Annotated in this window: 10 protein-coding genes; 4 read left to right on the forward strand and 6 right to left on the reverse strand. The window is 36.7% G+C overall.

Annotated elements, in window-relative coordinates:
- Positions 1-227: 227 nt before the first annotated feature.
- Positions 228-1,385 (forward strand): iron-containing alcohol dehydrogenase, encoded by a 1,158-nt coding sequence (locus ABWP91_RS01585; RefSeq protein WP_353241704.1) that lies wholly within the window; start codon positions 228-230, stop codon positions 1,383-1,385.
- A 310-nt stretch (positions 1,386-1,695) separates the two neighbouring features.
- Positions 1,696-2,886, forward strand: coding sequence for an efflux MFS transporter YdeE (gene ydeE, locus ABWP91_RS01590; RefSeq protein WP_353241705.1), 1,191 nt, complete (start codon positions 1,696-1,698; stop codon positions 2,884-2,886).
- Between the two features lie 45 nt (positions 2,887-2,931).
- Here ydeE and ABWP91_RS01595 read toward each other — a convergent pair whose 3' ends face one another.
- Positions 2,932-4,071, reverse strand: coding sequence for an MFS transporter (locus ABWP91_RS01595; protein ID WP_353241706.1), 1,140 nt, complete (start codon positions 4,069-4,071; stop codon positions 2,932-2,934).
- Positions 4,072-4,612: 541 nt separating this feature from the next.
- On the opposite strand from ABWP91_RS01595, the gene ABWP91_RS01600 reads away from it, so the two are divergent.
- Positions 4,613-5,854: an MFS transporter gene (locus ABWP91_RS01600; RefSeq protein ID WP_353241707.1), complete on the forward strand. Its 1,242-nt coding sequence runs from the start codon at positions 4,613-4,615 to the stop codon at positions 5,852-5,854.
- Positions 5,855-5,912: 58 nt separating this feature from the next.
- Here ABWP91_RS01600 and ABWP91_RS01605 read toward each other — a convergent pair whose 3' ends face one another.
- The 4 genes from ABWP91_RS01605 to ABWP91_RS01620 form a co-directional block, all read right to left on the reverse strand.
- Complete coding sequence (locus ABWP91_RS01605) at positions 5,913-7,319, reverse strand: aminotransferase-like domain-containing protein (RefSeq protein ID WP_353241708.1); 1,407 nt, start codon at positions 7,317-7,319, stop codon at positions 5,913-5,915.
- Between the two features lie 535 nt (positions 7,320-7,854).
- Positions 7,855-8,937 carry a bifunctional DNA-binding transcriptional regulator/O6-methylguanine-DNA methyltransferase Ada gene (ada, locus tag ABWP91_RS01610; protein WP_353241709.1) on the reverse strand — a complete coding sequence of 361 codons (1,083 nt, stop codon included), beginning with the start codon at positions 8,935-8,937 and terminating at the stop codon, positions 7,855-7,857.
- 86 nt (positions 8,938-9,023) lie between these two features.
- Positions 9,024-10,238, reverse strand: coding sequence for an MFS transporter (locus ABWP91_RS01615; RefSeq protein ID WP_353241710.1), 1,215 nt, complete (start codon positions 10,236-10,238; stop codon positions 9,024-9,026).
- Positions 10,239-10,322: 84 nt separating this feature from the next.
- A complete protein-coding gene (locus ABWP91_RS01620; protein ID WP_353241711.1) occupies positions 10,323-11,501 on the reverse strand; it encodes an MFS transporter in 1,179 nt (392 codons plus the stop codon).
- Positions 11,502-11,617: 116 nt separating this feature from the next.
- On the opposite strand from ABWP91_RS01620, the gene ABWP91_RS01625 reads away from it, so the two are divergent.
- Positions 11,618-12,517, forward strand: coding sequence for a LysR substrate-binding domain-containing protein (locus tag ABWP91_RS01625; protein ID WP_353241712.1), 900 nt, complete (start codon positions 11,618-11,620; stop codon positions 12,515-12,517).
- Here the strand turns inward: ABWP91_RS01625 and ABWP91_RS01630 are convergent.
- Positions 12,514-13,302 (reverse strand): helix-turn-helix domain-containing protein, encoded by a 789-nt coding sequence (locus tag ABWP91_RS01630; RefSeq protein ID WP_353241713.1) that lies wholly within the window; start codon positions 13,300-13,302, stop codon positions 12,514-12,516. The two genes, ABWP91_RS01625 and ABWP91_RS01630, sit on opposite strands and share 4 nt — an antisense overlap.
- Positions 13,303-13,410 lie beyond the last annotated feature (108 nt).

Here is a 13,410-nt window from a genome sequence, read left to right on the forward strand (position 1 = left end):
TTTATGTGTTTATTTTTAGAATTTAGGAATAAGTTTCATCATTGCTAATAATTTCATTTAAATAACAATTTTTTATCCCCTCTAACAAATCATTTAAATAAAAAAACCATCAAATTGATAAACTTTAAAATTATTCAAAGTTATACTATTCCACAGTGAGGTTATCAGCCATGGTAGTACTATGGTTCTCAATCCACAGTATTTTTCATTTCAACAAAGGCTTATATATGAATAATTTTGAGTTCTATAACCCGACACGTATCCTTTTTGGTGATGGTAAAATTAGTGAGCTTGACCGATTAATCCCTAAAAATGCAAAAGTACTGATCTTATTTGGCGGTGAAAGTGCACGTAAAACAGGCACACTAGATGAAGTTGAACAAGCTTTAGGCTCACGACAATTTTCACTTTTTGGCGGAATAGAAGCCAACCCACGTTATGAAACACTAATTAAAGCAGTTGATAAAATAGAAAAAGAAGGCTTTGATTTTTTACTGGCCGTTGGTGGTGGCTCCGTCATTGATGGCGTTAAGTTTGTTGCCGCTGCTGTTAATTACCCTGGTGACAAGTGGGAAGTTGTTACGAAGGGTGGTACAACAATTCAAGCTGCATTGCCTTTTGGTACAGTGCTAACCCTACCTGCAACGGGTTCAGAAATGAACAAGGGCTCAGTCATTACTCGCGAAGCGCTGCACTCTAAACTTGCTTTTATGAGTGACAGAGTTTTCCCTCAGTTTTCGATTCTTGACCCAGTTAAAACTTATACTCTCCCACCTCGTCAGATTAGCAATGGTGTCGTTGATGCTTTCGTTCATGTTATTGAACAATACTTAACTTACCCAGTTAATGCTTACGTGCAAGATACGTTTGCAGAAGGCTTATTAAAAACCCTTATTGAGATTGGCCCTAAAGCACTTGAAACGCCTAAAGATTATGATATTCGAGCAAGCTTAATGTGGACGGCGACGTTAGCGCTAAATGGCTTAATTGGCGTGGGTGTTCCACAAGATTGGTCTACCCACATGTTAGGCCATGAAATTACTGTACTTTATGGTTTAGATCACGCACAAACATTAGCAATAGTACTGCCATCCATGTTGCTTGAGAAATTACCACAAAAACAAGCAAAATTAGTGCAATATGCTGAACGAGTATGGGGAATAACAACTGGAAGTAATCAGGAAAAAGCAATAAAAGCCATTGAACTAACTCGTGAGTTTTTCGAAAGCATGAATGTAGGTACACATTTTAGTGATTACCAGCTTTCATCTGATGTCATTGAGCCTCTGATAAAAAGCTTAGAAACTCATAATATGGTTAAATTAGGCGAGCACCAAGACATCACGCTTGATGTAAGCCGTCGTGTCTATACCGCTGCTTTATAAATTCAATTATCTTTAGTTAAATAGAGAGGTGTATTGATACATCTTTCTATTTAAAAACGAAAGGTACCAGTTTAAGTATCCGCCACATTCATTTGCGATTTATTCTCAGCATATAACGTTTAATACTATTGAGCCGCTTTCATATTGCCATATATTCAATCGATAATGGCGGATTGAACTGTGAAAAATATTGTTTTCAATTTAGCGCATTTTTACCCATTTCTCGCCTCACTAAATTTATGTATTTTATTGTAATATCGTTTAGTTGAAACAAATTATTAACAATAATAAAAATCCTAGGTTGTGAATTATGTCAGCGAAATTTAGTATATCTAACAGTGCATTACTGGCATCGTCGTTACTCTTGACCATTGGGCGTGGAGCCACACTGCCTTTCATGGCGATTTACCTCACTCGAGAGTACCAAATGGCAATTGATATTGTTGGTATTGCAATGTCATTGGCGATGGTTGTTGGGGTGTTATTTAGCATGGTCTTTGGCATGCTAGCTGATAGAGTTGATAAAAAAAGATGTATGCTACTTGCTGTAGCAGCCTTTATTGGTGGCTTTATTGCAATTCCTCTTTCCACTAATGCCATCTTAGTGATTATCTTTTTCTCTTTGATCAATTGCTCCTATTCTGTTTTCTCTACCGTGCTGAAAGCTTACTTTGCAGATACTCTTACCCTCTCGTTAAAAGCTAAAATATTTTCCTTAAATTACACTTTTATCAATATTGGGTGGACCGTTGGGCCACCTATTGGTACTTGGTTGCTAATGTATAGTATCAATTTACCCTTTTATTTAGCTGCTATCTCTGCTGCTTTTCCTATATTTTTTATTCAGCGTTTTGTACAAAGTATAAAACCTGCTCAATCTGTAGACGGTAATAAGCGTCCATGGAACCCAGCGGTAATGCTACGCGACCGTGTACTTGCTTGGTTTATTTTATCAACGTTCTTAGGGTCATTGGTTTTTGGTACCTTCACAACTTGGATTTCTCAATATGTTATTACTGTAGCAAACAGTGATTTTGCACAAGTCGTCATCGGCGTAATACTCCCTGTAAATGCAATTGTGGTCGTGACACTACAATACGCTGTTGGTAAACGGATCACTCCAGACAATTTAAAAAAGCTAATGACATTAGGAAGCTTATTTTTCTTACTTGGTTTAGCCACCTTTATGTTCGCAGCTGAAAACCTCTATATATGGGCGTTTGGTGCTTTTCTTTTTACGCTTGGAGAGCTTATTTATGCTCCTGGCGAATATATGTTGATTGATAGCATTGCGCCAGAAGGCATGAAAGCCAGCTATTTTTCAGCTCAATCTTTAGGTCTATTAGGGGGTGCTTTTAACCCAATGATGACCGGTGTAATTTTAACTGAATTACCTGCTTATTTTATATTTATCATTTTGATGATAATTACGTTCTTAGCTTGGTTATCCATGCTAAATGGAATGAGATTACGGCAAAATCAGTTACTTGAGCGAGTGTAATCCTCTAGCAACACCCTGTTTATTACCCAAAAGGGTGTTGCTATCTCATTGCTGTTTTTGCTTTTTAATAAACATTATTGCAATGCTAAATAATAAACTAATCAATATTGCGGAGGTTAAAACTCGCCCACCAGAGATCAGCCAAGAAAAGAGCGGGATCGCCAATAACAGCACTAAATTATTGAAACTTTCTGAAATAGATAGTACCAACCCTTTATTGTTAACATTTAATCTAGCAAGTAACGAAGTACTGATAGGTGAAATTAGACCTAACAAAATACCAAATCCAAATAAACTAAAACAATCACCTATTAATGCTAACCAGCCACTAATAAACAAAATAATAGTAATAAACAATAATACGAGTATAGCTAACACCAGCGATAGCTCAGAGACTATATTTGAAACAACTCTCGAAACAGCACTATTTCCTAATATTAATCCCACTCCAAAAAGACCCATCAAACTGCCGATAGTTACACTATTAAGTTGATACCTACTTCGTAAAACTTCGCCCGCTAATAAAAATAGGCAAACGGTAATACCATTCCAAATTCCCTTAGCTATAATAAATTGGCACAGCGCTTTTTGTTTATAAATATTTAATGAACTTTGTTTTACCGTTGGTGATTTAGAGGATGGTAAGACCTTCATTGATATAAGCATAACCAAAAGGCCGCCTATTGCCATAAAGATAAATGGCATTTTCCATGAAAAATACTGTGTCATTCCCCCTGCAATAATAGGCCCCGTGATGATACCCAGTGTCATTCCCAACATGACATAGCCCATTGCAATAGCCTGTTTATTTTCATCTATTACATCGGAAATAAACGCAAATGTAATCGGAACTAAAGCTGCGGAAGCAACCCCACCAAACACTCGCAAAACAAGCGCTACCGATAAGCTAGGTGCAGATGTTATTGCTATGCTATCGATAGAAATAAACAACATTGCCGCTAGTAACATTTTTCGCTTATCCATTCTATCCGAAAAGAACCCGATAATAGGTGCTGCCACTGCATACGACAGTGCATAAGCTGATATTAGCCATGAAATTTGTGATGTTCCTACATTAAACACATTCGCTAACGGAAACATAATTGCTGAGAGCATAAATTCAGTTGCACCAACAAGATATACCGCCATTGCGAGTACAAAGAGTAAAAAACGATGTGAAGTCATAACACACTCTTTTAAAATTTTTAGTTAAGTATTAAATAAGGTTCCAGAACAGAGCCATTAAAGAATGATTTGGTGGTGATCAAGATAACGAAAGACCATTTAATAAGCAGGTTGTATATTAATAACGATATTTATCGATGAGAGAAGCTTAGGCAGAATTTGAGGGGAATAGTGGACACAGAAACTACAGAAATGTTTATTCATTAAACACTAAAATAGACATAGTTGCAATTGAAAGTTAAAACTTAAATATTAATTAACTATTTTTGTCTTCTTCCTAATTTCGTTGTCTTTTGCAAATGGCCTAAATTAGCTTAAGCATAACAGGTTAAGTATTAATAACGATTAAAAATTAGTTTTCAGCTTAACTAACTCACAAATAGCCATCTTTACATCAATAAAGTGAGCTAGTTCCTAGCTTATAATGCAAAAACAATAACAAGATAGACGCTTCCATGGTTGATTATTAAACAAGCGACATCCGTCAGTGATATTAATAATTGCATTTAAGTGAGTTTAAGTTAAATCAAGGTGTGCAGACATGAGTATTATAACTCGATTAAAAATAGTTTCTTTCTTACAATTCTTTATCTGGGGCTCATGGCTTGTCACGTTTGCCTCATATCTTTTTAATACGCTCCACTTTAAAGGTGGCGAGATAGGCTTAATATTCAGTACGTTAGGTATATCTTCATTATGTTCCCCCATCATCATCGGGTTTATTGCAGATAAAATTAATAATAGAAAGTTAGTTTATGTTTCCACACATTTCCTTTCTGCAATTTTTTTAATCGTCATGGCCCATAGTGACTCTATCACTCTTTTATTTATTGCTACATTAATTCACTTAATGTTTTACATGCCCACCATTTCAATTTGTAATAGCATTGTATTTGAAATGTTAGGTGCACAAAAATTAGATTCCGAGATTCATTTCCCTAAAATTAGGGTATATGGAACAGTAGGCTTTATTGTAGCAATGTGGACAATTAGTTTATTAAAACTAGAAATGAGTTATTACCAGTTATACGTAGGGGCAGCCGCCTCCGTGGCTCTGGGCCTATTTTCTATATTCTTCATCACCACAAATAGCATAAAAATTACAAAACCTGAGAAATCTAACTTTAGCTGTCATAATATTATTATACTTTTTAGAAAAGGAAGAGTGGCTGTATTTTTGTTCTTTGCTATGTTATTAGGTTCTGTATTACAAATAACCAACACATTTGGTGTTCCGTTCTTACAAGATATGGCATTAGCCCCCGAAGCTAAAGGCTCTATTTTTTCTGAGTACCCCACTATCTTTTTATCAATCTCACAATTTTCTGAGATTATCTTTATCTTATTACTGCCTATTTTATTAAAAAGATTCAAAATCGAAACTATCTTACTCCTTAGTATGATTGCATGGATTTTACGATTAGGTTTGTTTGCCTATGGTGATTTTACTGCAATAGGTACCTTAGCCCTATTTTTATCTATGATAGTGTATGGTTGCGCATTTGATTTCTTTAACATCGCAGGTGCATTATTTTTGGAAAAAGAAATTGCCCCAGAGTTTCGCTCTACGGCTCAGGGCGTTTTCACTACATTAGTTAATGGCTTTGGGACATTCTTAGGTGCAGTATTATGTGGTTGGGTTATTGAGCTCAATACCATTAATGGTGTTGTTGACTGGAAAACGTTCTGGATAGTCTTTACAGGATATACCGCTGGTTTTACGCTTTTATATCTCATTTATATGTTAATCACTAAAAACCGCAGAGCACAAACTGCCAGCTGATTTATCCTATTTTATCCCCCTATTTCATGAAAATTTAAGGTATAGGGGGAATGCCTAATTATACACTTGTCACTTTTAATGCCTCACCCAAAATTTTAATTGCATTACGCCTTCTTGCAATTAAAGGTAGCGCATAATTCACCCTCAAGTGGTTAGAAAAACAGCCACCGGTAGAAAAATGCTCCCCTGTTAATACCGTAACTTTATTGCGATGCAAAATATCGCGCAATTTGCGGTTATCCACGGGCAAATGCTCCACCCAAAGGGAAAAACCACCTTGTGGCCTAGATATTCGAGTATTTGCTGGAAAGTGTGTTTCCACTAATTCCTTATATTGGCATTGAAGTTCACTATAATGTTGACGCATTCGGCGTAAATGCAAAAAATAATGCCCTTCTTTTAGAAAATTAGCCATTACTTGCTGCATGAATATTTCCCCTGAGCAGTGAGATAAATATTTTAAGTGCAAAACCTTTTCTTTATATTTACCTGGAATTATCCACCCAGTACGAGTACCTGGGGCGACCGTTTTGGAAAACGAACTACATAAAATGACGTGCCCGTTTCTATCTAACGATTGAATTGTCGACGGTCGTGGATACTGATATGCCAAACTCGCTAAACAATCATTTTCAATGACCGTTCCTTGATATTTTTCAACAATTTCGAGTAAACGTTGCTTATTACCATCTGGCATAATGCAACCCATCGGGTTATTACACGTAGGGGTCACCACCACCGCTTTCACATTCCAACATTCAAAAGCCTCTTCAAGCCTTTCAAGATTTATGCCTGTTTCAGGGTCAATGGGAATTTCAATTATTTTTCTTCCTAAACCATACAATGTCTGTAATAGACCCGGAAATGTCGGTGACTCTACCGCAACAACATCATTTCCTTGCGTGCAAGCTTGCAAGGCAATAGATAATGATTGATGGCCACTTGTTGTCGTGACAACATCATCAGGCGTAAAAAGGTGGCGGTCATCCGAGATTAAATAAATCTGTTCTCTTAATGCTGCAAGCCCTTGTAAACTATCATATTCAAGTGTCAATGATTGTTTTCTACGCGTTACCATTGTCATTTCTTGCCATAAAGGCTCTAAACTTTTATCTTCAATATTTGGCACAGCACAAGACAAAGATGTTACGCCTTCTCGCTCTGCAACACGCAGAAAATCCATAGTAGGATTCCATTGTGCGATTTGAACGGGTTTTTGAATATAATTCGCGACTTTCGGTAATAAAGCTTCCGTTTTTTCGGGAATGACAAAGTACCCTGATTTAGGTACCGCATAAATGAGCTGTAACCTTTCAAGTTCACGATAAGCAAGTTGCGCCGTGGTAATACTGACATCATGAGCCCTTCCAATATCCCTCACTGATGGTAGTTTTTCACCGTTAAGAAACTCTCCCTGCTTAATTTTTTCTTGCAATATTTGCGCAATTCGTTTGTACAATAACACAACAAAACCCTTTTCATTTTCCCCGTATGGATAATGTAATACAAAAATTAGCGCTTTTGATCTGTATTTTGCAAAAAATCATATCTGTCACTTTTTTATATTTTTCACCCATGTAATTCTTAATAAAAATGAGCAGGACATTAGGATTACTTATGGAATATGAAAAAAACGTAAGGGGTAAACCATACCCAAAATTTATCTTATTGCAGCCAATATTGTGGTTATTTAAAAAACTCAACATGTATATTAAAAAGAAACGATATGAAAAATATAAAGGACAAAAAATATAGCCCGACCGTTACTTATGTAAAAAAGCTCATTATCAGATTGATTTTTGAAGGATATGCCATGGAGGGTGCACATCTTAATAAATAAGAGCTTTATTGAATAATAATTTATTTTTATATCGTTGATTAACAACTATGTGAGAAAAATAAGTAAGACTTAGTACCGTCAATTAATAAAAAATATTTATTAATAATTTATTAAGGTGTTCCTTAATAAATTCACCTAATAGCTTTACATCTTAATCTAATTATTCGTTAGGTTTGGCTAAACAGACTTGTGCCTCTTTTAATAATAAGGCCTGCTTACGATCTATCCCCCAGCGATAACCAGACAACTCACCATTATTTCTCACCACTCGGTGGCAAGGGATAGCCACCGCTAGCATATTTGCACCACATGCACTTGCTACCGCTCTAACCGCTTTAGGGTTACCTATTTTTTCTGCTATTTCACGATAACTCACTGTTTTTCCAACAGGAATATCACGCAAGGCTTGCCACACACGCTGTTGAAATGCAGTTCCTTGAATATCGAGCGGTAAATTAAAGCCAATCTCTGGTGCCTCAATAAAACCAACAACATCCGCAATTAACTGTTCAAAATGACCATCACCACCAATCAACTCCGCATTTGGAAATTTGTCTTGCAAATCATTGAGTAGTTTTTCAGGGTCGTCCCCAAGTAAAATTGCACATACACCTATAGGACTTTGTGCAACTAATACCGTCCCTAATGAGCACAAAGCAAGTGCGAAATAAATTTTGCTACCATTTCCACCTGACTTCCAAGCTCTAGGCGTCATTCCTAATCGCTGTGTTGATGTTTCATAAAAACGGCTATTCGATTGATACCCCGCATCATAAATTGCATCTGTAATACGTTCTTGCTCTTGCAGTTGTGCCTGCAATTTTTTATGCCGAAAAGCATCTGCATACGCTTTTGGCGTTAAACCCGTGTGTGATTTAAATAAGCGATGAAAATGATAGCGGCTAATCCCAACATGACCAGCCAATTCGGACAAAGTCGACACTTGATTATTTTGCTCAATATAACGGCAAGCTTTTTCTATTTTTTGTTTATAAAATTGTGTTAACTGAGTCGCCTCTGTGCGATGTCGCTTCCCTTGGTGATAACCTTGCTCAATCGCTTGGGCTTCATTATCAAAAAACTCAATGTTTTCACGTTTGGGTAAGCGACCAGCGGTTGATGGGTGGTTATAAATACGTGAAGTTTTTACACCATAAACAAAATGACCATCTGCCGTTTTATTTCTTTCCACGACAGCCTGCCAGCGTTGTTCTGCTGTTTTCCATACATTTTTCGTCGTCATGATATTGTCCTTTTTTAATTTAATAACGCCATTATCGCGAATACGTTACGTAAAGAATCTCCGCAGATTGCTTTTTAATTATGACATCAACTGATTATTGTAGGCATCGCTTTTAATGCCCGGATAGGTGACTGACTAATAATCCCTAATTGGATAGCAAAGAAAAAAATGGCAGCCCATAAACAATATTCTACACCACATGATGCAGCAATAATTGCGGCTATAGCTGACCCTAATGGCCTAGCGCCAAACGAAGTTGTTAACATTAACGCGGACACGCGCCCAATCAGAAAATTAGGTGTTACTGACTGACGCAATGAAACTGTGGAAATAGTCCAAATAATTGGCCCAGCACCAAATAAAAAATAGGCTAAGCAAACTAAATAAATTGATGAGTTCCAGAGAGTAAATAGCAAGGTTATTGCGCCTAATAAGCCACAAACTGGCCCAAATATTACTAAAAACCCATAGCTAAACCGCAAAGATAAGTAGCGTAGGCCAAGTGCACCAATAATCATTCCTATTCCATAAATTGAAATCGCCATGCCAATTTGCTGTGCTGAAAGTTGTAATACTGTCACCGCATATGCCGTAAAAATCCCCTGAATAATAAACCATGCTGTATTAAAAAATAATGCAGTCAATAGAATAGGTTTTAAATACGGGTTGTGGAAAATGTAGTCGGCTCCTTCTTTTAATTGTTTTAATACGGGCGTTGAGACTGGAATCCCTTTTTGTTCTTTAGGCAATTGAAAAATTAAAACTAAAGCAATCATCGATAAAATAATGGCGAAACTATAAGCAAATGATGCACCAATATAGCCAACCAATACACCACCTAAAGCGGGCCCTGCCGTATAAGATAAACTTCGAGCAAGTTCAATCCAGCGATTCGCATTCACTAGTTGGTCTCGAGGGATCACTGCGGGAATATAGGTTGAAGTCGCAACACTGTAGATTACCGTGCCAACAGCGCCAATAAATCCAAATAAAATTAATAATCCAAATGAAAGTAATTTTGCAAATAATAGTGCAAAAATCATACCTAAAACAGCGATACGTATCACTTCAGAGTATATCATTAGATTGCGAGCACTATATCTATCAGCAACAATTCCAATAAATGGCGACACAATAAGAAAAGGTAATGTCTGCAACATTTGCAGCCAAGCGGTATCACTGGCAGATGCATTGAGTATTAGTACAGCAACGAGAGGTGTTACAGCTAAAGCAATTTGCTCTGACATTTGAGCAAATAAATTTGAATAAGCAACTTTGCTAAAAATTTTACCTGAATTCATGTTTGGCCTTTCTTACCTGTTGAAGATTTCCTTCTACATTAAAGAAAGGCCTTATATTTTGACTTTCCGTTTATTGCTTTTCAATTAACCACACACAATTTCAGTCTCTACTTTCGTATCAGATTTTTTACGAAAAATAACCATGATAACTGCAATACCTAAAACAGCAACTAGCGTTCCCATAAAGCTAATCATTGAATAACTATAACCATAAGATAACACTGCACCACCAATAGCCGCACCAATAGCATTACCTAAGTTAAAAGCACCTATATTAACGGAAGAAGCCAGTGCCTGTGCACCTGTTGCCGCATTCATCACTAAAATTTGTATTGGCGGAACAATACCAAAGCTAAAAATACTCCAGAATAATAAACCGAACCCTGCACCTACTGCATTAGTCGCGATGAATGGGAATATTGCCATGCTTAACGCTAACATTAAGAAAAATATGATTAACGTACCAAATAATGATTTATCCGCAAATAAGCCACCAAGATAATTACCAATCGTGAAACCAATACCGATAATCACTAACATGACAGTAATCATTTGGTCAGATGCATTAATAAAATTCATCAGCATCGGGGTAATATAGGTATATAGAGTAAACATGGCGCTTGCCCCTAATACTGTTGATAACATACCTAACATGACCTGTGGGCGGCGCAAAATACGCAGTTCATTTTTAACGTTGACTGCTCGCCCCTGCAAATTGTTAGGTAATGCCCAAATTAAACTCGCAATGGTTATTAATCCAAGCGCGGCGATTAAATAAAATGCTTCACGCCATCCTACGACTTGAGTTAATTTAGTCATAAGTGGAACACCACCAATATTGGCAATAGTTAATCCCATAAACATAGCTGCAATTGCACTTGCTTGCTTACTAGGTGGTACAACACTGGCTGCCACAATGGCACCTAAACCGAAAAATGCACCATGGTTTAAACTGGTAATAAAACGTGAAATTGATAAAGTCACTAAATCTGGCGACATTGCGGAGAGTAAATTTCCTACCGTAAAAATAGACATTAAGAATACCAATGCCACTTTTGGCTTTCTCTTCACCAGTAATAACGTCATGATTGGCGCCCCAATCATCACACCAAGTGCATAAATAACAACGATTGTTCCCACTGATGGAATATCAACCTGAATATTATCAGCAATATAGGGTAACATTCCCATTGGGGAAAACTCGGTTGCTCCAATGGCGAAAGCCCCTATCGCTAATGCCAACAGTGCAGTGTTAATTTTCATTTTTTCAGCCTTATTGAAATAAATTATTAACATTTCTTAATGGACTGAATTTTTCCACATTGAACGCCAATGAAAAAGACGTTAAGGTGAAAATAACTTTTGCTGGAAATGCAATAATGAAAATAACTTTTGAAGAACTTCAAGCTTTTATCAGTGTTGTTGACTGCGGTTCTATAACTTCAGCCGCCGAACAATTGAACATGACCATTTCAACGGTAAGTCGTGCGCTGCTTCGGCTTGAGGAAAAAATGGACACCACATTGCTTTACCGAACAACACGTTCAATTAAGCTCAGTGATGAAGGTGCCATATTTTTGCAAAAAGCGCGAGAGATTGTAGATCTCGCTCACGAAGCAGAAGAAATGTTATCTATCCGCCAAGCAATCCCATCTGGCAAACTGCGCATTGATGCATCAACCCCATTTTTGACACACGTTATTGCCCCACTGATCCCGTTATTTCATGAACGTTATCCACAAGTTGAACTTGAAATTCATAATTATGAAGGTGTGACAAGTTTATTAGAAAATAGAATTGATGTGGCTTTTCGCATTGGCGTACTCAAAGACTCATCACTCAATGCCACCTTATTAGGTTTTAGTCAAAAACGATTAGTGGCTAGCCCTACTTATTTAGCAAAATACGGTGTTCCACAAAATATTAACGAATTAAAAAAACATTGTTTACTGGGTTTTACTCAACCAGACTCTCTAAATATTTGGCCCGTAAAAAATATGAATGACGATTTGCTTAAAATCAAACCTAATATTACGGGGGCAAGTGGTGAAGTATTATTCCACCTCGCAGTACAAGGCGCTGGAATATTATGTTCTGCTGATTTTGTCACCATGGATGCATTTACAAGTGGCCAGTTAGTACAGGTTTTAGAAAAAGAAACCGTCGTTATTCGCCAGCCCATTAATGCTGTTTATTACCGAAACCAAGCGGTATCACCTCGCTTACGGTGTTTTATCGATTTTATAAAAAAATATTCAACTAAAATAGAGCCCCTCTAATTTTCCCCTACTTTTAATTTCACTCCTTTCTTAAATTCTGTCAGCGTTATCCCTGTATGCCGTTTAAAATAACGGCATAAATATGAGGTATCTTCAAAATTAACTTCATCTGCAATTTCTTTAATTGATAATTTACCAACCTCAAGTAATGCTTTTATTTCTAAAATAACTTGCCTATCAATCAATACCTTTGGAGGATCATTAAAGAAGCTTTGGCTAATTTTTGATAGATAAAATGGACTTATCGATAATTTTTCAGCATAAAATTTAACCTCTTTATGCTGTTTACAGTGTCGAGTGATCAAGTCCCAAAAGCGCCAACAAAGTTGCTCTTGCCTATTCCGCTTTTCAGGTTTAACCAAAATATTTTTAGCATCATTACTGATTTCCAAAAACAAATTTTGCAAATGGTTTTTCAATTGTAATTGCCAATGCTCGCTCTGTTCAGTCGCTATTGAAAACATGATTTTCTTCCAATAATTCAATAAATCATGCTTTCCTTTAGGGATTTCAATAACAGGGTAATCATTAAAAAAGGCAAATAACTGTTGAGGCAGCGAATAAGCAATAGAGGTAGCAAGCTCTTTATCAATTAACAAATATTCCAAATTAAAACACCGTGATTTTGCTTGTAGCATGGAAAAAGTATCATCATATAAAACAATCAGATCATTTTTTCGTACACGATACTGCCTAAAGTTAATATTAAAAATCGCGCAACCTTGTAAACAAATACACACCGTTACGTATGATGAAGATAACTGTTTTTTTTCCATTTTATCCATATTGGTCACACCAATGCGGATCATTTCTGGAATATCAACCAAATGCGTTTGTATGCTTAACATCACGTTGTTCCCTCTTGGTAAACACTTCCCAGCCTATCATAGTTG

It is taken from the genome of Providencia sp. (assembly GCF_040396775.1).
In the GTDB taxonomy this organism is placed as follows: domain Bacteria; phylum Pseudomonadota; class Gammaproteobacteria; order Enterobacterales; family Enterobacteriaceae; genus Providencia.

Bases quoted from the DNA above. Each gene is read 5' to 3' on its own strand.
- ABWP91_RS01585 (WP_353241704.1), top strand. From the start codon at position 228: ATGAATAATTTTGAGTTCTATAACCCGACACGTATCCTTTTTGGTGAT.
- ABWP91_RS01625 (WP_353241712.1), top strand. From the start codon at position 11,618: ATGAAAATAACTTTTGAAGAACTTCAAGCTTTTATCAGTGTTGTTGAC.
- ABWP91_RS01600 (WP_353241707.1), top strand. From the start codon at position 4,613: ATGAGTATTATAACTCGATTAAAAATAGTTTCTTTCTTACAATTCTTT.
- ABWP91_RS01595 (WP_353241706.1), bottom strand. From the start codon at position 4,071: ATGACTTCACATCGTTTTTTACTCTTTGTACTCGCAATGGCGGTATAT.
- ydeE (WP_353241705.1), top strand. From the start codon at position 1,696: ATGTCAGCGAAATTTAGTATATCTAACAGTGCATTACTGGCATCGTCG.
- ABWP91_RS01630 (WP_353241713.1), bottom strand. From the start codon at position 13,302: ATGGATAAAATGGAAAAAAAACAGTTATCTTCATCATACGTAACGGTG.
- ABWP91_RS01620 (WP_353241711.1), bottom strand. From the start codon at position 11,501: ATGAAAATTAACACTGCACTGTTGGCATTAGCGATAGGGGCTTTCGCC.
- ada (WP_353241709.1), bottom strand. From the start codon at position 8,937: ATGACGACGAAAAATGTATGGAAAACAGCAGAACAACGCTGGCAGGCT.
- ABWP91_RS01615 (WP_353241710.1), bottom strand. From the start codon at position 10,238: ATGAATTCAGGTAAAATTTTTAGCAAAGTTGCTTATTCAAATTTATTT.